A 20959-nucleotide genomic window follows, 5' to 3' on the forward strand; every position below is an offset into this window, starting at 1 on the left:
GCACCGCTATATATAGTGGCTACAGGGTCAGGTCAAGCGCGCTCGACTAACCGCTGGCCTGTTCGGACGGGCCAAAACGCCCCTCCTCGGCCGTGACCAGAGCAAAGCGCGGGACCTGATCGCCGTCAACTTCGACCGATTCGACAAACATTGCCAAGGGTCGCACCCACAGCCCGTAATCACCATACAGGCATTGGTAGAACACCATCCACTCTTCGCTTTCAGAATGGCGGGCTGCGCCGAACACACGATACTCAGGCCCTTTGTAATGCCGGTACACGCCTGGCTGTATGTGCATGTTGCTGACCCTCGTGATAAATCCTGTAAAAAACAAAAACCGGGGCACATGGCCCCGGCTGCTGTCTTGCGCCGCGATCAGACGCGTTCGAAGACAGTGGTGATGCCTTGGCCCAGGCCGACACACATGGTGGCGACGCCGAGGGTACCGCCATTCTGCTTCATGACGTTGAGCAAGGTGCCGGAAATTCGCGCACCGGAGCAACCAAACGGATGACCCAGGGCAATGGCGCCGCCGTGCAGGTTAACCTTCTCATTCATCTTGTCGAGCACTTTCAAATCTTTCAGCACCGGCAGGGCCTGTGCAGCGAAGGCTTCGTTGAGCTCGATGAAGTCGATATCGGCCATGCTCAAGCCGGCACGCTTGAGCGCTTTCTGCGTCGAAGGCACCGGGCCGTAACCCATGATAGCCGGGTCGACACCGGCCACCGCCATCGAGCGAAGCACCGCCAGCGGCTGGATGCCCAGGTCCATGGCGCGCTGACCGGACATGACGATCATGCACGAAGCGCCATCGGTAATCTGTGACGAGGTACCGGCAGTGACGGTACCACCTTTGGGGTTGAACGCAGGCTTGAGCGAGGCCAGGCCTTCGAGGGTGGTTTCCGGACGAATGGTTTCATCGAAGTCAAAGACCTTGAGGAAGCCATTCTCGTCATAGCCCTGCATCGGGATGATCTCGTCCTTGAACTTGCCCTCGACCGTGGCCTTGTGCGCCAACTGATGCGAACGCACGGCGAAAGCATCCTGTTGTTCGCGGCTGATGCCGTGCATCTTGCCGAGCATCTCTGCAGTCAGACCCATCATCCCGGAGGCCTTGGCAGCGTGCAAGGACATGTGCGGGTTGGGATCGACACCGTGCATCATGCTGACGTGCCCCATGTGTTCGACACCGCCGATGACGAATACGTCACCGTTGCCGGTCATGATCGCCTGGGCAGCTGTGTGCAGTGCGCTCATCGACGAGCCGCACAGGCGGCTGACGGTCTGCGCCGCCGAGGTGTGCGGAATCTGGGTCATCAGCGAGGCCATGCGGGCGATGTTCCAGCCCTGCTCAAGGGTCTGGTTGACGCAGCCCCAGATCACGTCCTCGACTTCTTTCGGGTCGACCTTGTCGTTGCGCTCGAGCAACTTGCTGATCAGGTGCGCCGACATGTCTTCGGCGCGGGTGTTGCGGTGCATGCCACCCTTGGAACGACCCATCGGGGTCCGACCGAAGTCGACAATCACCACGTCTCTTGGATTCAGGCTCATATCAATACTCTCGCTCTAACTCGTTGGGCGCTCAGTTGAAGAAACGCTGGCCGGTCTTGGCCATTTCGCGCAGCTTCGCGGTGGGGTGGTACAGCGGCCCCAGGTCGGCGTACTGGTCAGCCAGGGCGACGAACTCGGCAACCCCGATCGAGTCGATGTAGCGCAATGCACCACCGCGGAAGGGAGGGAAGCCGATGCCGTAGACCAGGCCCATGTCGGCCTCGGCTGCGGTTTCGACAATGCCGTCTTCCAGGCAGCGGACGGTTTCCAGGCACAGCGGGATCATCATCCAGTTGATGATGTCCTCGTCGCTGACTTCACGCTGCTCGAAGACAATCGGCTTGAGCACTTCGAGCACGCTCTCGTCGGCAACCTTTTTCGGCTTGCCGCGCTTGTCGGTCTCGTAGGCATAGAAGCCCTTGCCGTTCTTCTGGCCCAGGCGTTTGGCTTCGTACAAGGCATCGATGGCGGTGCGGCGATCGTCCTTCATGCGGTCCGGGAAGCCTTCAGCCATGACGTCGCGACCGTGATGGCCGGTGTCGATGCCGACCACGTCCATCAGGTACGCAGGACCCATCGGCCAGCCGAATTTCTCCATGACCTTGTCGATGCGCACGAAGTCGACACCGGCGCTGACCAGGCGAGCAAAGCCGCCGAAATACGGGAACAGTACGCGGTTGACCAAGAAGCCTGGGCAGTCATTGACCACGATCGGGTTCTTGCCCATTTTCTTGGCATAGGCAACAGTGGTGGCCACGGCTACTTCGCTGGACTTCTCGCCACGGATCACTTCCACCAGCGGCATCATGTGCACTGGGTTGAAGAAGTGCATGCCGACGAAGTTCTCCGGACGCTTGAGGGCCTTGGCCAACAAGTTGATGGAGATGGTCGAAGTGTTGGAGGCGAGAATCGCGTCCTCTTTGACCTGACCTTCGACTTCGGCCAGAACGGCTTGCTTGACCTTGGGGTTCTCGACTACAGCTTCGACCACGATGTCGACATTGGCGAAGTCGCCGTAGGACAAGGTCGGGCGAATCGCATTGAGCGCCTCGGCCATTTTCGCCGGGGTCAGGCGGCCCTTCTCGACACGATTGCCGAGCAGCTTGGAGGCTTCGTTCAGGCCCAGCTGGATGGCATCCTCGCGGATATCCTTCATCAGGATCGGGGTGCCTTTGACCGCCGACTGATAGGCGATACCACCGCCCATGATGCCAGCGCCGAGTACGGCAGCCTGCTTCACGTCATTGGCGATCTGGTCGTGCGCCTTGGCCTTGCGCTTGAGCTCCTGGTCATTCAGGAACAAGCCGATCAGGCTGGCAGCGACGGGCGTCTTGGCCAGTTTGGCAAAGCCTGCAGCTTCCACTTCCAGCGCTTTGTCACGACTGAAGTTGGCGGCTTTCTGGATGGTCTTGATCGCTTCGACCGGCGCCGGGTAGTTCGGCCCGGCCTGGCCGGCAACAAAACCTTTGGCGGTTTCGAAGGCCATCATCTGCTCGATGGCGTTGAGCTTGAGTTTTTCCAGCTTGGGCTGGCGCTTGGCCTTGTAGTCCAGTTCACCGCTGATGGCGCGCTTGATCAGGTCCAGCGCTGCAGCCTGCAGCAGCTCTGGGGTGACCACGGCATCAACGACGCCAACCTTGAGGGCGTCTTCGGCGCGGTTTTCCTTGCCCGAGGCAATCCACTCGATGGCATTGTCCGAGCCGATCAGGCGCGGCAGGCGCACGGTACCGCCAAAGCCTGGGTAGATGCCCAGTTTGACCTCCGGCAGGCCGATCTTGGCGGTGCTGGACATCACCCGGTAATCAGCTGCCAGGCACATTTCCAGGCCGCCACCCAGTGCGATGCCGTTGATCGCAGCAACAGTAGGTACGCCGAGGTCTTCGAAATCATTGAAGATGCGGTTGGCTTCCAGGTTGCCAGCGACCAGCTCGGCCTCGGGTAGCTTGAAGTTGTCGACAAACTCGGTGATGTCGGCGCCGACGATGAACACATCCTTGCCACTGCTGACGATGACGCCCTTGACCGAGGCGTCGCTCTTGATGGCGGCCACGGCCTGACGCAGATCGTCCAGGGTCAGGCGGTTGAACTTGTTGACGGACTCACCCTTGAGGTCGAACTTCAGTTCGACGATGCCGCTTTCAAGAGCCTTAACCGTGATGGCTTTACCTTCGTAAATCATCAACTGATCTCCACGATATGGAAGCTAAACTGTACACGCCGGACGCTGGCTAAACCCTGTCACAACAGCGGCTTGGTCAGGCACACCCGTCAGCGCGATAGTCGGGATTGGCATGAACGGCGCAACATACAAACGCTCAATTCATACGCCCGTTTGATTTGGGTACGCACACATTCTCCGAAAAGGTCGGCGTTGTCAAATCCTCCCTGAGGAGGTGAAAACGCGACTTTCCGGTCATTTTGTAGCGACTAGGTATCAACCTTGATGACAGTGATCGCCAGCCATTCATGCCAGCGATAAGCCCTTGGCGGGCAGCAGAAGCTGCGCCAGGCACCCGGCAAAAACTGCGCAGCAGGCTGCGGCAGGCTATAGTCACTCTCGCAAGCAAAGTATCCCGGCCTGCCTGGCCTTTCTGCGGCAGCAGAACGCATCGCGGGGCACCCCTGCCGATCCGCCACCTGAGCATGGGTGGCGGATCGGCAGGGGTGCCCCGCGATGTCGTTACGAAGGGTTAAGCGAGGTCTTCGAGGGTTTGCGCAATGTTCTGCAACACAGATTCATCACCGCGCTCGCCCCAGTACAGGGCAACCATTTGCGTGGTGGCCTCAATCATGTAGACATTGCTCGGCAACACCGCCAAGGCCTTGGCCAGGCGCGGATCTTCGCAAGGCTCACGCCACTTGTTCCACCACACCCCAGGGCTGACCTGCCAATACGCCCAGCAGTCATCCCGGCCCTTGCGCCGCGGCCGATGGTACTGCGGGCACGGGCTCGGCGGCTGCTGTTCGAGCCAGTGCGGCCACTGCTGCGGCGCCAACTGCATGGCCAGGCCAATGCGCCTGCCGGCCAGGCGCAGGCTCATCTGTTCGCTTTGTTTGCGTGATGGACGCAGCCAGGCAAGTGGGCTGAGAATCAGCGCAAGGATTGACACCACCAGCCATACCGTCATATCTGTAGATCCCATAAAGCGTTGCAAATGAGCTGGTTAGCCAGGTTTCACGGTAAACCGCCACAAAGCGACCATACTTCTACTATCGCGATTGTCAGGAGCACCTCCAATGTCCTACGAACATCTTCTGGTCGCTGTCGACCTCACCGAAGAATGCGATCCGGTGATCAAGCGCGCCAAGGCAATCGCTTCGGCGAGCGGCGCCAAGGTATCGCTGGTGCATATCGTCGAACCGATGGCCATGGCCTTTGGCGGCGACGTACCGATGGACCTGTCGCAGCTGCAGCAACAGCAGTTCGACCAGGCCAAGGAACGCATGGATCGCCTGTTCAACAAGTACCCGGATATCAACCGGGGTGACTCGCACCTGGTCTACGGCCAGCCGCGCCAGGAAATCCACCAGTTGGCCAAGGATCAGAAGTGCGACCTGATCGTGGTCGGCAGCCACGGTCGCCACGGCCTGGCACTGCTGCTAGGCTCCACCGCCAACGATGTGCTGCACGGCGCGCCGTGTGATGTGCTGGCAGTACGCCTGCTGAAGAAAGACTGAAAAATGCACTGACGCCATCGCGGGCAACCCCGCGATGGCTGATGGCCGCTTAGCCTTCCAGCTCTGCCCAGCGCTCGACCAGAACATCCAGCTCGCCCTGTAGCTTCTCGAGCTTGGCCAGCACCTCGGACGTCTCGCCGATCGGGCGCTGGTAGAAGTTCGCCGAAGCCACTTCTTCCTGAAGCTTGGCCATGGCTTTCTCGATCACGTCGATCTGCCCTGGCAACGCCTCCAGCTCACGCTGCAGCTTGTAGCTGAGCTTCTTCTTGCTCGCCTCTACCGGTGCAGCAGCAACTGGCGCGGCCACATCGGCAGCCTTTTCGACCACGGCGCTGTTGAGCTCGGACTTGCCACCCTTGCTTTCGGTGACGCCCAGCAGCTTCGGCGAGCCGCCCTGACGGATCCAGTCTTCGTAGCCGCCGACGTATTCCTGAACCTTGCCGCCGCCTTCGAACACCAGGGTGCTGGTCACCACGTTGTCGAGGAAGGCCCGGTCGTGGCTGACCATCAGCACGGTGCCCTTGTAGTTGCACAGGACTTCTTCGAGCAGCTCGAGGGTTTCCACATCGAGGTCGTTGGTCGGTTCGTCCAACACCAGCAGGTTGGCTGGCTTGCTGAACAGCTTGGCCAGCAGCAGACGCGCACGCTCACCTCCGGACAAGGCTTTGACCGGCGTCCGGGCACGCTGCGGGCTGAACAGGAAGTCGCCCAGGTAGCTCAGCACGTGACGGTTCTGGCCGTCGATTTCGATGAAGTCGCGCCCCTCGGCGAGGTTCTCGATGACAGTCTTTTCCAGGTCGAGCTGGTGGCGCATCTGGTCAAAATAGGCCACTTCCAGCTTGGTGCCGCTCTCGACCTTGCCCGACGTCGGCTGCAAGTCACCCAGCATCAGTTTGAGCAGGGTGGTCTTGCCGGTACCGTTGGCGCCGAGCAGGCCAATCCGATCCTGACGCTGCAGGACCATGGAGAAGTCCTTGACCAGCATCGGCCCGTTCGGGTGCGAGAAGCTGACGTTCTCCAGCAGCATCACTTGCTTGCCGGATTTTTCCGCGGTGTCGATCTGGATGTTGGCCTTGCCCTGACGCTCACGGCGCTCACCACGCTCGACGCGCAGCTCCTTGAGCGCACGCACGCGGCCTTCGTTACGGGTGCGGCGGGCCTTGATGCCTTGGCGAATCCACACTTCTTCCTGGGCCAGGCGCTTGTCGAACAGCGCGTTGGCGGTCTCTTCGGCCGCCAGCGCGGCTTCCTTGTGCACCAGGAAGCTGGCGTAGTCGCCGTTCCAGTCGATCAGCCCACCGCGGTCCAGTTCAAGGATGCGGTTGGCCAGGTTTTGCAGGAAGGAACGGTCGTGGGTGATGAACAGCACCGCGCCGCCAAAGCCGCTCAAGGCTTCTTCCAGCCAGGCAATCGCACCGATGTCCAGGTGGTTGGTTGGCTCATCGAGCAGCAGCAGGTCAGGTTCGGAAACCAGCGCCTGGGCCAACAGCACACGGCGACGCCAGCCACCGGAGAGCTCGGCCAGGGTCTTGTCGGCAGGTAGCTGCAAGCGGCTCAGGGTGCTGTCGACCACTTGCTGCAAACGCCAGCCATCGCGCGCTTCGAGCTCGTGCTGGACGTGCATGAGCTTGTCCAGATCTTCGTCGTTATGGATGTTCTGGCTAAGGTGGTGATACTGCGCGAGCAGCTCGCCTACGCCGTCCAGGCCAGCCGCGACCACGTCGAACACGGTCCGCTCGTCGGCCACCGGCAGTTCCTGCGGCAGCTCGCCGATTTTCAGCGCAGGTGCGCGCCAGACCGAGCCGTCATCAGGCTTTTGCTCGCCCTTGATCAGGCGCAGCATGCTCGACTTGCCGGTACCGTTGCGGCCGATGATGCACACCCGCTCACCTCGGGCGATCTGCCAGGAAACCTTGTCCAGCAGCGGCATCGCGCCGAATGCAAGGGACACATCGCTTAATTTGAGCAGGGTCATGATCATCTCCAAAAACTGGGCGCGTATTCTACCTGACTTGACCCTCGCCAGCACTAAGTCAGCGTGTGTATCAAGGCTTTGCGATATCCGGTCGCCGATAACACCCCGATACAACCGCAGTGCTTTCGCCGGTAGCCGGCAACCGGCTAAGCTAACGCCATACAACAGTGCTGGCACCGCCGTCACTTTCCCATGGTTCAACTGCCCGGACGTATCATGCGCAGCCGCCTGTTACAGATTGCTTCATGCCTGCTGCTGACTGCCGCCACCGCGAGTGCGGCACAGGCCATCGACCTTAGCCAGCAGCGTCAGTACTACGACGAAGCCAAACGCGCCCTGGCCAAGGGCGACAAAGGTCCCTACCTGCGCTACTCGCAGGCCCTCAGTGACTATCCGCTGACCCCGTATCTGGCGTACGACGAACTCACTGCTCGCCTGAAGAGCGCCAGCAACGAAGAGATCGAGGGTTTTCTGGCCCAGCACGGCGACCTGCCACAAGCCAACTGGATGAAACTGCGCTGGTTGCGCTGGTTGTCCGAGCGCGGCGAGTGGGCCACCTTCGCCAAGTACTACGATCCCAAGCTCAACTTCACCGAGCTGGACTGCATCAACGGCCAGTACCAGCTCAGCACCGGCAAACGCGCCGAAGGCTTTGCCAGCGCTGCCAAGCTGTGGAACGTGGGCAAGTCGCAACCTGCTGCGTGTGACACGCTGTTTGCGATGTGGGCGGCCGAAGGTCAGCTCACCGAAGCCAGACGCTGGGAGCGAGCCAAACTGGCCGCACAGGCGCGCAACTACCCATTGGCGAACAATCTGGTCAAGACCCTGACCACCCTCGCCCCCCAGGGCCAATTGCTGATCGATGTGGCGCAGAAGCCCGAGCTGCTCAATCAGCCGTCGCGTTTCACCCCGGTCAACGAGGCAATGTCCGACGTGGTCAGCCTAGGCCTGCGCCGGCTGGCACGCCAGGACCCCGAGCGGGCCATGGCGCTGCTCGATGACTATGCCCAGCGCATGCATTTCTCGCGCGACGAAAAGGTTGCCATCGCCCGCGAGATCGGCCTGACCCTGGCTCGCCGCTACGACCCGCGCGCGCTCGACCTGATGACCCGTTACGATCCGGAGCTGCGGGACAACACCGTCAGCGAATGGCGCCTGCGCCTGCTGCTGCGCCTGGGCCGCTGGGAAGATGCCTACGAGCTGACCAAGCGCCTGCCGCAGGAGTTGGCCGCCAGCAGCCGCTGGCGCTATTGGCAGGCGCGCAGCCTGGAACTGGCACAGCCGAACAACGCGCAGATCCCGTTGCTGTACAAAGCGGTCGCGCGTGAGCGTGACTTCTATGGCTTCCTGGCCGCAGATCGGGTGCAGACGCCCTACCAGCTGAACAACAAACCGCTGGTGCTCAGCCCGCAGCTGGTCAACAAGGTGCGCAACACCCCGGGCGTGCGCCGCGCACTGGAATTCCATGCCCGCGGCCAGATCGTCGAGGGCCGCCGCGAGTGGTACCACGTCAGCCGCCACTTCAACCGCGACGAAATGGTCGCCCAGGCCCGCCTGGCCTACGACCTGCGCTGGTACTTCCCGGCGATTCGCACCATCAGCCAGGCGCAGTACTGGGACGACCTGGATATTCGCTTCCCGATGGCGCACCGCGACACCTTGGTGCGCGAAGCCAAGGTCCGCGGCCTCCACTCGAGCTGGGTGTTTGCCATCACCCGCCAGGAAAGCGCCTTCATGGAAGACGCTCGCTCGCCGGTGGGCGCCAGTGGCCTGATGCAACTGATGCCAGCCACCGCCAAGGAGACTGCACGCAAGTTCAGCATCCCGTTGGCGTCACCGGCTCAGGTACTCAACCCGGACAAGAACATCCAGCTCGGCGCCGCCTATCTGAGCCAGGTACATGGTCAATTCAACGGCAATCGGGTGCTGGCATCGGCCGCCTACAATGCCGGGCCAGGGCGCGTGAGGCAGTGGCTCAAAGGCGCCAAGCACTTGAGCTTCGATGTCTGGGTCGAGTCGATCCCGTTCGATGAAACCCGCCAGTATGTGCAGAACGTGCTGTCGTACTCGGTGATCTACGGGCAAAAGCTCAATTCACCGCAGCCGCTGGTGGACTGGCACGAGCGTTACTTCGACGACATGTAATCGAGCCACCCTAAGCTCAAGCCCGCCGCCATCGGCTGCAGCGGGCTTGAGCTGGCGGCTTACTCCAGCACCTCTACCGGCATGCCCACGGCAATCTCACCCGGCCCATCCACCGCCAGGTTCTGCCCGAACAGCACATCGCCATCACGCTCACGAAATGTCTTCAGGGTGGCCAGCGGTTCGCGGTCAGCACTGCGCTCGCCCGTGTGCGGGTCAAGGGTAGTGAATATGCAACGAACGCTCGGTTTGAGGATGCGATAAGTCAGCGCACCGATGCGGATCCGCTTCCAGCCGTCTTCGGCAAACGCTGCGCTGCCCTGCACCACCAGATTGGGCCTGAAACGCAGCATCTCCATCGCCCGGCCAACCCGCCGGCTCAGCTCATCCAGTGAACCCTGGCCGATCAGCAGCAACGGAAAGCCATCCGGAAACGCCGCACGGTCGCTGTTCAAGCCATAGCCGCTGGGCAGGTAACGCGCGCGCGGCTCGGGGCAATACACCAGCCGCACCGGCTTGCCGAGCAGTTGGCTCAACCACAGCGCAGCAGCGTCGCCTGCGTCTGGCACGCGCAAGGTGTCGCGCCAGATGGTCACACCGCGCAAGTCTTCGTCGTCCGCCGGCACGGCGACCAGCAGCGGTGCCTGCCCTGGCGTCTCCAGCAGCAGATCACCACTGGCAGCGACCGTGGCACTGAGCTGACTCAGCAGTGGCCAGGCGCGCTGGGTCAGGAAGCGTCCGTTGCCCTCCTCTACCACCAGCCAGCGGCGGTCGCCTTCCAGGCCGAGCAGACCTACCGGCGAGGCCTGCAGGCTTTGCGCCCGACACGACTTCACCGGATACCGATACAACTCACTCACAAACATCCCTGCCCGCCTCATACCAGTGCAAAAACGCCTAGCTTATACCCAGCAGGACGCGCGCAGATATCAGGCCGGTGCGTGATCAAGCATCAGGCGCTGCCGCACCACCTCTACCAGACGGTCTGGCTGGAATTTGGACAGGAAGTTGTCACAGCCGACTTTTTTCACCATCGACTCGTTGAAGCTACCCGACAACGAGGTATGCAGCACTACGTACAGGCCACGCAGACGCGGATCGCTACGGATCTCGGTGGTCAGGCGGTAGCCGTCCATTTCCGGCATTTCGGCGTCAGTGAAAATCATCAGCAGTTTTTCACACAGGTCTTCACCGGCATCTGCCCAGGCCTTGAGCATGCGCAAGGCCTTCAGGCCATCGCTGGCCACATGCAGTTTTACGCCCAGTTGCGACAAGGTATCGCGCAACTGCGCCAAGGCCACGGTGGAATCGTCGACCAGCAATATCTCGCGGCCGCGCGCCTTGGCCAGTACCGGATCGGCAAGCTTGTCGCCGGACACCTTGGCGTTGTACGGCACGATCTCGGCCAGCACCTTCTCGACGTCGATGATCTCGACCAACTGTTCTTCGACCTTGGTGATCGCCGTCAAATAATGCTGGCGACCGGCACTGGTCGGCGGCGGCATGATGGCTTCCCAGTTCATGTTGACGATGCGATCGACACCGCCGACCAGAAACGCCTGCACCGAGCGGTTGTATTCGGTGACGATGATGGTGCTGTCCGGGCCTGGTTGCAGCGGGCGCATGCCAATCGCCTGGGACAGGTCAATCACCGGCAAGGTCTGCCCGCGCAGGTTGACCACCCCACACACATAAGCATGACGCTGCGGCATCAAGGTCAACTTGGGCAGCTGCAGCACTTCCTGCACCTTGAACACGTTGATGGCGAACAACTGACGGCCCGCCAGACGGAACATCAGGATTTCCAGGCGGTTCTCACCTACCAGTTGCGTACGTTGGTCTACAGTGTCGAGAATGCCAGCCATTGGAAGCCCCCAGGCGCGTATCGGGAAAATGTAATCATCTGCTCTGTATCGGCGGGTAAACCGGCAGCTTGACCCTCGTCAGCAAATCCAGACCAGGCGATTGATATCATTTTACCATCATGCTTTACTGCTTCGACACTTTCAGCAACACCTGTTACGGCGGCGTAACCAGCAACGCCCCTCAGGGTTTCCCCTATGCCGCGATCAGGCCTAACCTGATGTTCGCGATATCCATTAGCCATTAATGTGACGCCATTCTCATTGCATGAATGGAGTCAGGCTTTTGCTAGCAATCGTTTCGGTGTTGCCCAGCCCGCTCCAGCCCACCGTGCTGGAGGCTCAGGATGGATAGCCGCGTGCCGCCCGGCGCCGAGCTGCCGGAATTCCTGCGGGATGCACAGCGCTTGTTGAGCCAGGCGCAGGAGTGCCTGCTACACCTGCAGCTGATCGACAATGATCCAGATGCCTGCCGGTGCCTCAACGACACCCTCACCAAGCTGGCCAAGCGCGCCGAGCAACTGGGCCTTGACGAGGTCGCCCACTATAGCTCCGCCCTGCACCATCTGCTCGCACCTGCCTGCGGCCAGCGACACCTGCATAGCACAGCACTGCCGGCAGTCGAAGCCTGCCTGAACCTGCTGGACTGGCAACTGGAGCTGGTCGATGCCCAAACCGGACAGCTGAACCTGGACCGCAGCGAGCAGGCAGTGCTTCTGGATGATCTGGCCAGCGCCCTGCAAGGGTCAGCCAGGTCGCCATCGGAATCACCGCCAAACGTACAGTAAGTTCGGCATTCGTCTGCAACTAAGTCAATCAAGCTGTATTTATCAGCCAGACACTTGGCAAGTTCCGACTGGCCGCTTGAGTAATAGTCGTTAGTTGCAGTGCTCGATTATGCACGCACTCGCCAATGCTGGCTTTTTGATAGTTATGCCAGACCCGGCCAGATCGTTTTGAGCCCGTGAATACGGCGGTTTGAGACCCCTGAGCAAGGCGACCAAACACAACTTAAGTGATACCATGCGCGCCAATGAATGCAGCCCATGCAGATAGCCGTCAATTGAACAGATGCTTTTAATTGATTGTGAGCAGGACGCCAAAGCCGCTGACTAGACACGTGCAAGGCCTCCAATAGCATTAACTCAGTGGCTTTCCAATTTATGTTCCCACGTTTGAATCTTACCCCGCGCCACTGCTCTCGCAGCGCCGTGGCGCGCTGGACGACCGCAGCGCTATGCGTGGCGTCACTGAGCGCTAACGTGGCACTGCACGTAAAAGCCTTGCCGATGCCGATCGGCCTGATCCTGCTGCAGATGGCGGCCCTGCTTGGCGCCGCCTGGCAATGGCACCAGTGGGCCCGCTCGATCAGCCTGCGCCCCGCAGAACTGGCCGAGCGCATGCTCAAGGTCCAGGAGAACGAACGCCAGCGTCTGAGCCGTGAATTGCATGATGATATCGGCCAATTGCTCACAGCAGCGAAGCTGCAGTTGGACTGGCTCCAGCGGCGCCTGCCAAGTGAGCTGCTGAGCCATGCCAGCAGCTTGCGCAGCACCCTGGATGAGGCCTTGAACAGCGTGCGTGATGTTGCCGCCCTGCTTAATCCGCGCCAGCTGGCAAGCCTCGGCTTGGAAGCCAGCCTGCGCGAGCACCTGCTGCGCACGCTGAACGATAGCGAGGTGCAGTGGAGCCTGGAGTGCAAACAGCGCCTGACCGGGATCAACGACGACATCAGCATGGCCGCATTTCGCATCACCCAGGAGGCTGTCACCAACATGCTGCGCCACGCCAGCGCGCGCAATCTGCGGGTGCAGTTGCAGCGCACCGCTGCGGGGCTGGCCTTGACCATCGAGGATGACGGCTGCGGATTCATCCCCAACAGCGATCCGGCTGCGGCCGGTCAGCGCGGCATGGCCGGCATGCATGAGCGTGCCCGCGCCCTGAATGGCAACCTCAGCGTGTACAGCCAACCGGGACGGGGCGCCCGCATCGAGGCCATGCTGCCGTGGCCAGCCCGCACTCAAGAACGCGCCAGGACCTTTGCCAGCCATGACCTGTAGATTACTTCTGGTCGATGACCATTCGCTCATTCGCGCGGGGGTGCGCGCGCTCGTGGCGGACATCGCTGGCTATACGGTGGTTGGTGAAGCGGATGACGGCGGCCAGCTCAACGCGCTTGTCGAACAGCTGCAGCCGGACATCGTCCTGCTGGATATCTCCATGCGCTCTACCAGCGGCCTTGACGCCTTGACCCAACTGCGTGCCAGCGGTCATCCCTGCAAAGTGCTGATTCTGTCGATGCACACTGATCCGGAGCTGATCATGCGTGCGCTCGAATGCGGTGCGCATGGCTACTTGCTCAAAGACACCAGCGCTGTTGAACTGGAGCAGGCGCTGAGCGCCTTGCGTGGGGATGAACGCTATCTCAGCCCAGCGATCGCTCACACCGTGATCAACCAGGCCTTGCTGCGCGCGCAGAACAGCCGCCAAAGCATCAACGACCGACTTAACCTCACTGCACGCCAGCTGGAAATCCTGCGCTTGATCGTACGCGGCAAATCAACTCGGGAAATAGCCGGCGGCCTGGGCCTGTCGATCAAGACCGTGGAGACCCATCGCTCCCAGATCATGAAGCGCCTGCAGATCTACGACGTCGCAGGCCTGGTGCTGTTTGCCGTGCGCGAGAAGATCATCAGCCTGGACGACTGAGCAACGGCGAATCGGCTGGCAGGTGCACACGCAGTGCTGCTGGGACGGCTTCGAAGCGCAGACTTTCGCCGTGCATCGGCTCACCATCCAGGTTGATATCCAACCCCTGCGCACTTTTTACCTCGACCCACGGCAGGCGCGCACGCACGTACAAGCCCTCACCACCGATCAGCTCTTTCAGCGCACCGACCACCTCCTGCGGTGCGGGCAAGATGCCGATATCGAGCAGGCCGTCGTCAGCCAGCGCCTCGGGGCACAGCTCATGCCCACCTCCGGCCTGCCGGCCATTGCCGATCCCCAACGCCAGCACATCGCCTTGCCAGTGAAAGTCCGGCCCGGTCAGCTCGACTGCAGCGGCCTGCAGCTCACTGAAGCGCGACAGCCCGGTAAACAAGTAGGCCGCTGCGCCCAGGACTTTCTTGAGGTCCTCGGAAGTGTTGGCCGTGACCTGGCTGCCGAAGCCGCCAGTAGCCATGTTCAGAAACAACTGATCACCGGCCCGGCCCAGGTCGATGGCGCGTGCGGGCTCGTCCAGCAAGGCCAGCGCCTGGGCTGGCTCCAGCGGTATTCCGGCCGCTTTGGCGAAATCATTGGCAGTGCCCAGTGGCAACAACACCAGGCTGGCCTGTGTCGCGGCCAGGCCCATGGCTTCGGCGATATCGCGAAGGGTGCCATCACCACCACCGGCGATGATGTGGCTGTACCCTACTGCCAGGGCTTCAGTGACCAGCCGCTGGGCGTCGCCGCCCTCCCAGGTCAGGCGCACATCGAGCTGCCAGCCTTGCTCGCGCATGGTGCCCACAGCGGCTCTGACATCTTCGTTCATGGCTTGCTTGCCATGCAGCACCAACATCGCCTTGCGCTCGCTCATCCGTTTCACTCCGCAAAAATACCTATCCCAATCTCGACCATGGCCGAGGGCATATTGCTGCATACAAAGAGCGCTTGCGTCAGAAAATAAGCGGGTTTAACACAAATGCCATTGAAAGCCGGCGCGAGCAAGCGCATCATCGACAAATAATTGGCCATCACGGAGGATGCCGCTAATAAATGTCGGTTTTTTGACTTATTGCCTCGCCGTACATCTGACAGATCGCCTGAGTTTATGGCGAAGTCCCTTTGATCGCGCTGCCCTCAGCGCCCCCGCTTCGAGGCTGTGATAATGAGCGTTCTGATCCCTTGCATCATTGCTGGCGGTGCCGGCACCCGATTGTGGCCGGTTTCCCGTGAAGCCATGCCCAAACCGTTCATGCGCCTGGCCGATGGTGAAAGCCTGCTGCAGAAGACCTTCGTGCGTGCCAGCGCCCTGCCGGGTGTCGAGCGCGTGCTGACAGTGACCAACCGCGACGTGCTGTTCCGCACCCAGGATGAATACAACCGGGTCAACAGCTTCAATGTCGCGCTGGACTTCATTCTCGAGCCATGTGGCCGCAACACTGCGCCGGCCATCGCTGCCGCCGCGCTGCACTGCGCCAAGCAGTATGGTGAGGATAGTCTGCTGCTGATCTTGCCGGCAGATCATTTGATCGAAGACATCCCAGCCTTCGAACAAGCGGTCGCCCAAGCGGCCCAGCTCGCCCATGACGGCTGGTTGAGCACCTTCGGCCTGCTGCCCAGCCGTGCTGAAACCGGCTTTGGCTATATCGAGCAAGGCGAGACATTGGGTGAGCGCGCGTACAAGGTCGCACGCTTTGTCGAAAAACCGGACGCCGCGACCGCTCAGGCCTACCTGGACGGCGGCCGCCACCTGTGGAACGCCGGCATGTTCTGCCTGCGCGTCGACGCCGTGCTGCGCGAGTTGCAGACCCACGCGCCCGAGGTGCTGGAAACCGTCGCCCATTGCCTTGAGCAGAGCGTCAGCAAACAAGGTGAGCGTGCCCTTCAGGTAGAACTGGACCCGGACACGTTCGTTCTGGCGCCGGACATCTCCATCGACTACGCGTTGATGGAGCGCTCCAGCCAGGTTGCAGTGGTACCGTGCGAGCTGGGCTGGAGCGATATCGGCAGCTGGGAAGCAGTACGCGAACTGCGCCAGACCGACGCTCAGGGCAACTACGCCAATGGTGAGACCGTACTGCATGATGTGAGCAACTGCTACATCGACTCGCCGCGGCGTCTGGTCGGCGGCGTGGGCCTGGACAACCTGATCATCATCGACACCCCCGATGCGCTGCTGATCGCCGATGCGGCGCGCAGCCAGGAAGTCAAGATCATCGCCCAGCAGCTCAAGCGCCAGGGCCACGAAGCCTATCGCCTGCACCGGACCGTGACCCGGCCATGGGGCACCTACACCATCCTCGAGGAAGGTGCGCGGTTCAAGATCAAGCGGATCATGGTCCGCCCCGGCGAATCGCTGTCGCTGCAAATGCACCATCACCGCAGCGAGCACTGGATCATCGTCAGTGGCATGGCCTGCGTGACCAACGGTGACGAAGAGTTCCTGCTCGACACCAACGAGTCGACCTTCATCAAGCCAGGCCGTACCCACCGCCTGACCAACCCGGGGGTGATCGATCTGGTGATGATCGAGGTGCAGAGCGGCGAGTATCTGGGCGAAGACGACATCGTGCGCTTTACTGATATCTACGGACGCGTCCCGGAAGAAGCCGCCATCGGCTGAACCTGTGCGGGCGTGCCTTGCCATCCATGACCCAACCGTCAGCGAGGATTTGGGGCGATGCGCATACTTTGGACTTTGCCCTACCTGCCCTGGCCAACCACCAGTGGCAGCAAGACCCGGCAATACCACCTGCTGCGCGAACTGGCGCAGCGTGGTCACCGGATTACCTTGCTGGTGCAGTCCAAGGTGCCCCTCGGCGACGCCGCCCGCACTGCCCTTGAACCCCTGCTCGAGCGCCTGATCGTGCTGCCCAGGCGCGCGTTGCACAGCCCACTCAACCTGCTTGCTTCGCCGATCATCGATTACCCCATGCGGGCGATCATCCATGGCCTGGCTCCTGCCCTGCGTCATCAGTTCGAACAACTGCTGGACGAGCCCTGGGATGTTATCCAGATCGAGCACAGCTACAGCTTTCAGCCCTTCGAAAAAGCTCTGCAGGCACGCGGCTTGCCCTACATGCTCAGCGAACACACGCTGGAGTCGGTGATGGGTGCTGCCTGTCACGACCGCCTGCCGCTGTGGCTCAGACCTCTGAACGCATTCGACCGTTGGCGCTACCGGCGCTGGGAGCAGCGGGTGCTGCGCCAGCCCTCGGAGGTGGTCGCGGTGAGCCCGCATGATGCCGAGTTGATCAGCCAGATCAGCGGCCGGCCGGTCAATGTGGTGGTCAACGGCGTTGATTGCGACTACTTCGAACAGGTGCGCCCCGCCGCGCACAGTCAGCGCCTGCTGTTTGTCGGCAATTTCGAGTATGGCGCCAACCTCGAGGCTATCGAGTGGGCGCTGGAAGAAATCCTGCCGCAGGTCTGGTTGAGCAACCCCGCCGTGCGCCTGGCGATTGCCGGGCACGCCCTGCCGGCGAGCTGGAAGCTGCACTGGAACGACCCGCGTATCGAATGGATCGGCTACCGCCCCGACCTGCGTGAACTGCAGCGCCGCTCCGCGCTGTTTTTTGCCCCGCTACGGTATGCCGGCGGCTCCAAAGTGAAGATTCTCGAAGCCATGGCAGCCGGCCTGCCGGTGATCACTACCAGCAAGGGTGTGTCGGGACTGGCGGTCAACAACGGCGAGCATTATCTGGGCAGCGATGACAGCGGCCAGTTGGCGTTGCAGATCACCCAGTTGCTCAATCAGCCGTGGCGGATGTGTCAGCTGGGCGAAAGCGGCCGCCAGTTCACCCGCCAGCGGCATGACTGGAGCGTCGTCGCGCAGCAGCTGGAGAGCGTGCACACGCGCTTGACCCAAACGCTGCCAAGCACCGCCCCAGCGCCAGCGGCGGTGATTCTGAGGCGCTCAGCCAAGTAGTTCGCTGAGGGGGATGAAACTGACGTTGTCGCCCTGTTGCGGGGTGCTGCCTTCGCGCACTTCGACCAGACCTTCAGCCCACGCCGCGCTGCGCAGCACACCCGAACTCTGGTTCTTGTAAATGCGCACGCGGCCGTCTTCGATACGGGCGCGCAGGTACTCGCGGCGCGTCCCGGCCTTGGGCCAATCGAACCCGGCTGGCACGCTGAACTGCAGCGGTGTGACATTTGCCACGCCCTGGCGACGCAACAGATAAGGTCGCGTCAGCAGGCCAAAGGTGACCAGGGTCGAGGCCGGGTTGCCAGGCAAGCCGATCACCGGCACACCGCGATAATGGCCAAAGGTCAGCGGTTTGCCGGGCTTGATCGCCAGCTTCCACAGCGCCAGCTCGCCGGCTTCACGCAGGGCGATACCGAGATAATCAGCCTCGCCTACCGAAACCCCGCCTGTCGAAAGAATCAGGTCAACGTCAGCCAACCGCGCCAGGCAGTCGCGGGTCAGTTGCAGGTCGTCAGCCAGGATACCGGCATCGACCACTTCGCAGCCCAGCCGTTGCAGCCAACTGGCGAGCAGGCGACGATTACTGTTGTAGATCTGCCCCGGCCCCAGGGGCAAACCCGGCTCGACCAGTTCGTCACCGGTCGACAGCAGCGCCACGCGCACCTTGCGCACCACTTCAAGGCGCGCATGCCCAAGCGTCGCCGCCAGGCCAAGTTCAATCGGCCCAAGCCGAGTGCCAGCGCTCATGACCTGCTCGCCAACGCGGGTTTCCTGGCCCTGCGGACGAATATTCTGGCCCACCCGCAACGGCTCGCTGAAGGTTACCCGGCCGTCATCCAGCACTTGGGCGTTTTCCTGCATTTCGACACAGTCGGCGCCCTCAGGTAGCGGCGCGCCGGTGAAAATCCGCGCGCAGGTCCCGGCCTGGAGCGGCTGCGGCGCATGCCCGGCAAAGATCCGCTGGCTGACCGCCAGCGGCTCGCCGTGCCAATCAGCCAGGCGCAGGGCGTAGCCGTCCATGGCGCTGTTCGGCCAGGGCGGCAGGTCCAGTGCGGCCACCAGCTCGGTGGCCAGCACGCGGCCTTCAGCGCCCGCCAAGGCAACCCACTCGGTGTCCTTGATTGGCGCAGCTTCGGCCAAGGCCAGCAGACGTTGCAGGGCCTCTTCGACCGGCATCAATGGCCGGCTTGGGGCGGGTTCAACCACGGCTGTCACAGGCCGCTGCCTGCTTCAGATGAGGGACAAAGTTGCACGGGCGATGACGCGCGTCGAGCTGTTCGGCAAGAATGCCGTCCCAGCCGGTGCGCACGGCATTGGTCGAGCCCGGCAGGCAGCACACCAGCGTGCCATTGGCCAGACCAGCCAAGGCCCGGGACTGGACGGTCGAGGTGCCGATGTCGGCAAGCGATATCTGCCGGAACAATTCGCCAAAGCCATCGACCTGTTTATCCAGCAGGCAGGCGACCGCCTCGGGCGTGCTGTCACGGCCGGTGAAGCCGGTACCGCCGGTGATCAGCACCACCTGCACCTGGTCGTCGGCAATCCAAGTCGCAACCTGAGCGCGAATCTTGTACAGGTCATCCTTGAGCAGCACCCGCGCGGCCAATTGGTGACCAGCCTCGGTGAGACGGTCGACGAACACCTGGCCAGAGGTGTCGGTTTCGAAAGTGCGGGTATCGCTGACCGTGAGCACGGCAATGTTCAGCGGCACGAACGGGGTATCTGCCTTGGCTTTCATGGGGGCTCCAGCGCAGGGAAGGAAGAAGATGGCGCCTGTTATATCACAGCCCGCACAGCGCCGAACGCGAGGCTTGTTCTCGGTCAATGTCAGCCTGCTGTGACTATGCTGCACTGGCTGAGGAACTTGCGCGGACACACCGCGTCATAAAACCATCAAGCACCATCGACAGGAGAAACACGATGATTCAACGGACCCTTCCCGCCTTTATTCTTGCACTTGGCCTCGGCGCCCTCGCCGGCTGTGCTTCGCCAACCGTGATCACCTTGAACGACGGCCGCGAAATTCAGGCGGTAGATACTCCAAGCTATGACGACGATTCCGGCTTCTATGAAATCGAGCAGCTTGACGGCAAGCGTACCCGCATCAATAAAGATCAGGTTCGTACTGTCAAAGAGCTCTGATCTGCGCTAATGCTAAATCGCTGGGGCCGCTACGCGACCCTTTCGCGACACAAGGCCGCTCCTACAGAGACCGCGCATCCAGGTAATACGCGGTCGGCGTAGGAGCGGCCTTGTGTCGCGAAAGGGCTGCGTAGCGGCCCCGGCAATTCTGAGTCGAACAAAGTTCACACCCCCAGCCGCGCCGTCACCTGCCCCAACTGCCCGGACAATCCATGCAAACGCTGCCCAGCCTGCTCGGTATGTTCCACGGCCCGTTGATTGGCTGTGGCGATGCGGGTGATTTCGATCAAGTTGCGCGAGATGTCCTCGGCCACGCTGGTCTGTTCCTCGGCTGCCGTTGCAATCTGCCGATTCATATCGCGAATCGCCTCGACCGCCTGGGTAATCCGCTGCAGCATCTGCCCCGCATGCTGGACTTGTTCGGCGCCCTCCTCGCTGCGCCGCTGGCCGCTCTCGATCGCCTTGACCGCCTCCACCGCTCCTGATTGCACCGCGTCGATGATCTGATTGATCTCGGCAATCGAAGCCGCCGTGCGCTGGGCCAGGCTGCGTACTTCATCGGCGACCACGGCAAATCCGCGCCCGGCCTCTCCGGCACGCGCCGCTTCAATCGCGGCATTGAGTGCCAGCAGGTTGGTCTGTTCGGCGATCCCGCGGATGACTTCAAGCACTTTGCCAATGCGCGTGCTGTCGTGCTCCAGGTCGCGAATCACTGCAGCGGTACCGGCAATCTCGCGGTTGACCCCGGCAATGGTCTCGATGGTTGCCTGCATCACCTGCTCGCCCGCCTGGGCACTGTGATCGGCATCGTCGGCAGCGTGGGCGGCCTGGGCAGCATGGCGCGCGACCTCCTGCGCAGTCGCCGACATTTCATGCATGGCCGTGGCCACCTGATCGGTGCGCTGGAACTGATCCTGGGTGCCCCGCGCCATATCGCCGGCAAGGTTGCGCAACTGGCCACTGGCGCCTTCCAGT

General features: G+C 61.9%; 19 protein-coding genes. 8 read left to right on the forward strand and 11 right to left on the reverse strand.

Going from position 1 to position 20959, the window contains the following annotated elements:
• Positions 1–46 precede the first annotated feature (46 nt).
• From IDM28_RS15620 to IDM28_RS15635, 4 genes are all read right to left on the reverse strand, one after another.
• Complete coding sequence (locus tag IDM28_RS15620; RefSeq protein ID WP_188036423.1) at positions 47–298, reverse strand: DUF1653 domain-containing protein; 252 nt, start codon at positions 296–298, stop codon at positions 47–49.
• Between the two features lie 77 nt (positions 299–375).
• On the reverse strand, positions 376–1551 hold the full coding sequence (gene fadA, locus IDM28_RS15625; protein ID WP_101321208.1) for an acetyl-CoA C-acyltransferase FadA: 1176 nt from the start codon (positions 1549–1551) through the stop codon (positions 376–378).
• A 31-nt stretch (positions 1552–1582) separates the two neighbouring features.
• Positions 1583–3730 carry a fatty acid oxidation complex subunit alpha FadB gene (gene fadB / locus IDM28_RS15630; protein WP_188036424.1) on the reverse strand — a complete coding sequence of 716 codons (2148 nt, stop codon included), beginning with the start codon at positions 3728–3730 and terminating at the stop codon, positions 1583–1585.
• A 511-nt stretch (positions 3731–4241) separates the two neighbouring features.
• Positions 4242–4679, reverse strand: coding sequence for a hypothetical protein (locus tag IDM28_RS15635; RefSeq protein WP_101321212.1), 438 nt, complete (start codon positions 4677–4679; stop codon positions 4242–4244).
• A gap of 109 nt (positions 4680–4788) precedes the next feature.
• On the opposite strand from IDM28_RS15635, the gene IDM28_RS15640 reads away from it, so the two are divergent.
• Positions 4789–5229: a universal stress protein gene (locus IDM28_RS15640; protein ID WP_101321214.1), complete on the forward strand. Its 441-nt coding sequence runs from the start codon at positions 4789–4791 to the stop codon at positions 5227–5229.
• Positions 5230–5278: 49 nt separating this feature from the next.
• Here IDM28_RS15640 and IDM28_RS15645 read toward each other — a convergent pair whose 3' ends face one another.
• On the reverse strand, positions 5279–7204 hold the full coding sequence (locus IDM28_RS15645; RefSeq protein WP_101321216.1) for an ATP-binding cassette domain-containing protein: 1926 nt from the start codon (positions 7202–7204) through the stop codon (positions 5279–5281).
• Between the two features lie 216 nt (positions 7205–7420).
• Here IDM28_RS15645 and IDM28_RS15650 point away from each other — a divergent pair, with 216 nt between their 5' ends.
• Complete coding sequence (locus IDM28_RS15650) at positions 7421–9349, forward strand: transglycosylase SLT domain-containing protein (protein ID WP_181107910.1); 1929 nt, start codon at positions 7421–7423, stop codon at positions 9347–9349.
• 59 nt (positions 9350–9408) lie between these two features.
• Here the strand turns inward: IDM28_RS15650 and IDM28_RS15655 are convergent, their stop codons facing one another.
• The gene (locus tag IDM28_RS15655; protein ID WP_188036425.1) at positions 9409–10212 is read right to left on the reverse strand and encodes an MOSC domain-containing protein; all 804 of its coding nucleotides are present in this window, start codon (positions 10210–10212) and stop codon (positions 9409–9411) included.
• A gap of 63 nt (positions 10213–10275) precedes the next feature.
• Positions 10276–11211, reverse strand: a complete 936-nt coding sequence (locus tag IDM28_RS15660; RefSeq protein ID WP_101321223.1) for a chemotaxis protein CheV — start codon at positions 11209–11211, stop codon at positions 10276–10278.
• Between the two features lie 344 nt (positions 11212–11555).
• Here IDM28_RS15660 and IDM28_RS15665 point away from each other — a divergent pair, with 344 nt between their 5' ends.
• The 3 genes from IDM28_RS15665 to IDM28_RS15675 all read left to right on the forward strand — a co-directional run bounded on the left by IDM28_RS15665 (position 11556) and on the right by IDM28_RS15675 (position 13917).
• On the forward strand, positions 11556–11996 hold the full coding sequence (locus tag IDM28_RS15665) for a histidine kinase (RefSeq protein WP_150570738.1): 441 nt from the start codon (positions 11556–11558) through the stop codon (positions 11994–11996).
• Positions 11997–12371: 375 nt separating this feature from the next.
• A complete protein-coding gene (locus IDM28_RS15670; protein ID WP_188036426.1) occupies positions 12372–13268 on the forward strand; it encodes a sensor histidine kinase in 897 nt (298 codons plus the stop codon).
• A complete protein-coding gene (locus tag IDM28_RS15675; RefSeq protein ID WP_101321230.1) occupies positions 13258–13917 on the forward strand; it encodes a response regulator in 660 nt (219 codons plus the stop codon). The genes IDM28_RS15670 and IDM28_RS15675 overlap by 11 nt, the downstream gene beginning before the upstream one ends.
• On the opposite strand, the gene yegS is transcribed toward IDM28_RS15675, so the two are convergent.
• Positions 13901–14788 carry a lipid kinase YegS gene (yegS, locus tag IDM28_RS15680; RefSeq protein ID WP_188036427.1) on the reverse strand — a complete coding sequence of 296 codons (888 nt, stop codon included), beginning with the start codon at positions 14786–14788 and terminating at the stop codon, positions 13901–13903. The genes IDM28_RS15675 and yegS overlap by 17 nt on opposite strands.
• 291 nt (positions 14789–15079) lie before the next feature.
• Here yegS and IDM28_RS15685 point away from each other — a divergent pair, with 291 nt between their 5' ends.
• Together IDM28_RS15685 and IDM28_RS15690 are read left to right on the forward strand one after the other, a co-directional pair.
• Positions 15080–16537, forward strand: a complete 1458-nt coding sequence (locus tag IDM28_RS15685) for a mannose-1-phosphate guanylyltransferase/mannose-6-phosphate isomerase (protein WP_181107909.1) — start codon at positions 15080–15082, stop codon at positions 16535–16537.
• A 57-nt stretch (positions 16538–16594) separates the two neighbouring features.
• Positions 16595–17842: a glycosyltransferase family 4 protein gene (locus tag IDM28_RS15690; RefSeq protein ID WP_150570735.1), complete on the forward strand. Its 1248-nt coding sequence runs from the start codon at positions 16595–16597 to the stop codon at positions 17840–17842.
• Here IDM28_RS15690 and glp read toward each other — a convergent pair.
• Together glp and moaB are read right to left on the reverse strand one after the other, a co-directional pair.
• Positions 17831–19018 carry a gephyrin-like molybdotransferase Glp gene (gene glp, locus IDM28_RS15695; RefSeq protein WP_188036468.1) on the reverse strand — a complete coding sequence of 396 codons (1188 nt, stop codon included), beginning with the start codon at positions 19016–19018 and terminating at the stop codon, positions 17831–17833. The genes IDM28_RS15690 and glp overlap by 12 nt on opposite strands.
• Positions 19019–19040: 22 nt before the next feature.
• A complete protein-coding gene (gene moaB, locus IDM28_RS15700) occupies positions 19041–19580 on the reverse strand; it encodes a molybdenum cofactor biosynthesis protein B (RefSeq protein ID WP_101321240.1) in 540 nt (179 codons plus the stop codon).
• Positions 19581–19762: 182 nt separating this feature from the next.
• Between moaB and IDM28_RS15705 the strand changes: the two genes are divergently transcribed.
• Positions 19763–19984 carry a YgdI/YgdR family lipoprotein gene (locus tag IDM28_RS15705; RefSeq protein WP_150570734.1) on the forward strand — a complete coding sequence of 74 codons (222 nt, stop codon included), beginning with the start codon at positions 19763–19765 and terminating at the stop codon, positions 19982–19984.
• A gap of 164 nt (positions 19985–20148) precedes the next feature.
• Here IDM28_RS15705 and IDM28_RS24255 read toward each other — a convergent pair whose 3' ends face one another.
• Positions 20149–20916 carry a methyl-accepting chemotaxis protein gene (locus IDM28_RS24255; RefSeq protein ID WP_410524677.1) on the reverse strand — a complete coding sequence of 256 codons (768 nt, stop codon included), beginning with the start codon at positions 20914–20916 and terminating at the stop codon, positions 20149–20151.
• Positions 20917–20959 lie beyond the last annotated feature (43 nt).

The organism is Pseudomonas sp. EZ-C24 (genome assembly GCF_014525325.1).
In the GTDB taxonomy this organism is placed as follows: domain Bacteria; phylum Pseudomonadota; class Gammaproteobacteria; order Pseudomonadales; family Pseudomonadaceae; genus Aquipseudomonas; species Aquipseudomonas shirazensis.

Bases quoted from the DNA above. Each gene is read 5' to 3' on its own strand.
- glp (WP_188036468.1), bottom strand. From the start codon at position 19,018: ATGCCGGTCGAAGAGGCCCTGCAACGTCTGCTGGCCTTGGCCGAAGCT.
- IDM28_RS15665 (WP_150570738.1), top strand. From the start codon at position 11,556: ATGGATAGCCGCGTGCCGCCCGGCGCCGAGCTGCCGGAATTCCTGCGG.
- fadB (WP_188036424.1), bottom strand. From the start codon at position 3,730: ATGATTTACGAAGGTAAAGCCATCACGGTTAAGGCTCTTGAAAGCGGC.
- IDM28_RS15690 (WP_150570735.1), top strand. From the start codon at position 16,595: ATGCGCATACTTTGGACTTTGCCCTACCTGCCCTGGCCAACCACCAGT.
- IDM28_RS15705 (WP_150570734.1), top strand. From the start codon at position 19,763: ATGATTCAACGGACCCTTCCCGCCTTTATTCTTGCACTTGGCCTCGGC.
- IDM28_RS15660 (WP_101321223.1), bottom strand. From the start codon at position 11,211: ATGGCTGGCATTCTCGACACTGTAGACCAACGTACGCAACTGGTAGGT.
- moaB (WP_101321240.1), bottom strand. From the start codon at position 19,580: ATGAAAGCCAAGGCAGATACCCCGTTCGTGCCGCTGAACATTGCCGTG.
- fadA (WP_101321208.1), bottom strand. From the start codon at position 1,551: ATGAGCCTGAATCCAAGAGACGTGGTGATTGTCGACTTCGGTCGGACC.
- IDM28_RS15650 (WP_181107910.1), top strand. From the start codon at position 7,421: ATGCGCAGCCGCCTGTTACAGATTGCTTCATGCCTGCTGCTGACTGCC.
- IDM28_RS15685 (WP_181107909.1), top strand. From the start codon at position 15,080: ATGAGCGTTCTGATCCCTTGCATCATTGCTGGCGGTGCCGGCACCCGA.
- IDM28_RS15620 (WP_188036423.1), bottom strand. From the start codon at position 298: ATGCACATACAGCCAGGCGTGTACCGGCATTACAAAGGGCCTGAGTAT.
- IDM28_RS15655 (WP_188036425.1), bottom strand. From the start codon at position 10,212: ATGTTTGTGAGTGAGTTGTATCGGTATCCGGTGAAGTCGTGTCGGGCG.
- yegS (WP_188036427.1), bottom strand. From the start codon at position 14,788: ATGAGCGAGCGCAAGGCGATGTTGGTGCTGCATGGCAAGCAAGCCATG.
- IDM28_RS24255 (WP_410524677.1), bottom strand. From the start codon at position 20,916: ATGGCGCGGGGCACCCAGGATCAGTTCCAGCGCACCGATCAGGTGGCC.
- IDM28_RS15645 (WP_101321216.1), bottom strand. From the start codon at position 7,204: ATGACCCTGCTCAAATTAAGCGATGTGTCCCTTGCATTCGGCGCGATG.
- IDM28_RS15635 (WP_101321212.1), bottom strand. From the start codon at position 4,679: ATGACGGTATGGCTGGTGGTGTCAATCCTTGCGCTGATTCTCAGCCCA.
- IDM28_RS15640 (WP_101321214.1), top strand. From the start codon at position 4,789: ATGTCCTACGAACATCTTCTGGTCGCTGTCGACCTCACCGAAGAATGC.
- IDM28_RS15670 (WP_188036426.1), top strand. From the start codon at position 12,372: ATGTTCCCACGTTTGAATCTTACCCCGCGCCACTGCTCTCGCAGCGCC.
- IDM28_RS15675 (WP_101321230.1), top strand. From the start codon at position 13,258: ATGACCTGTAGATTACTTCTGGTCGATGACCATTCGCTCATTCGCGCG.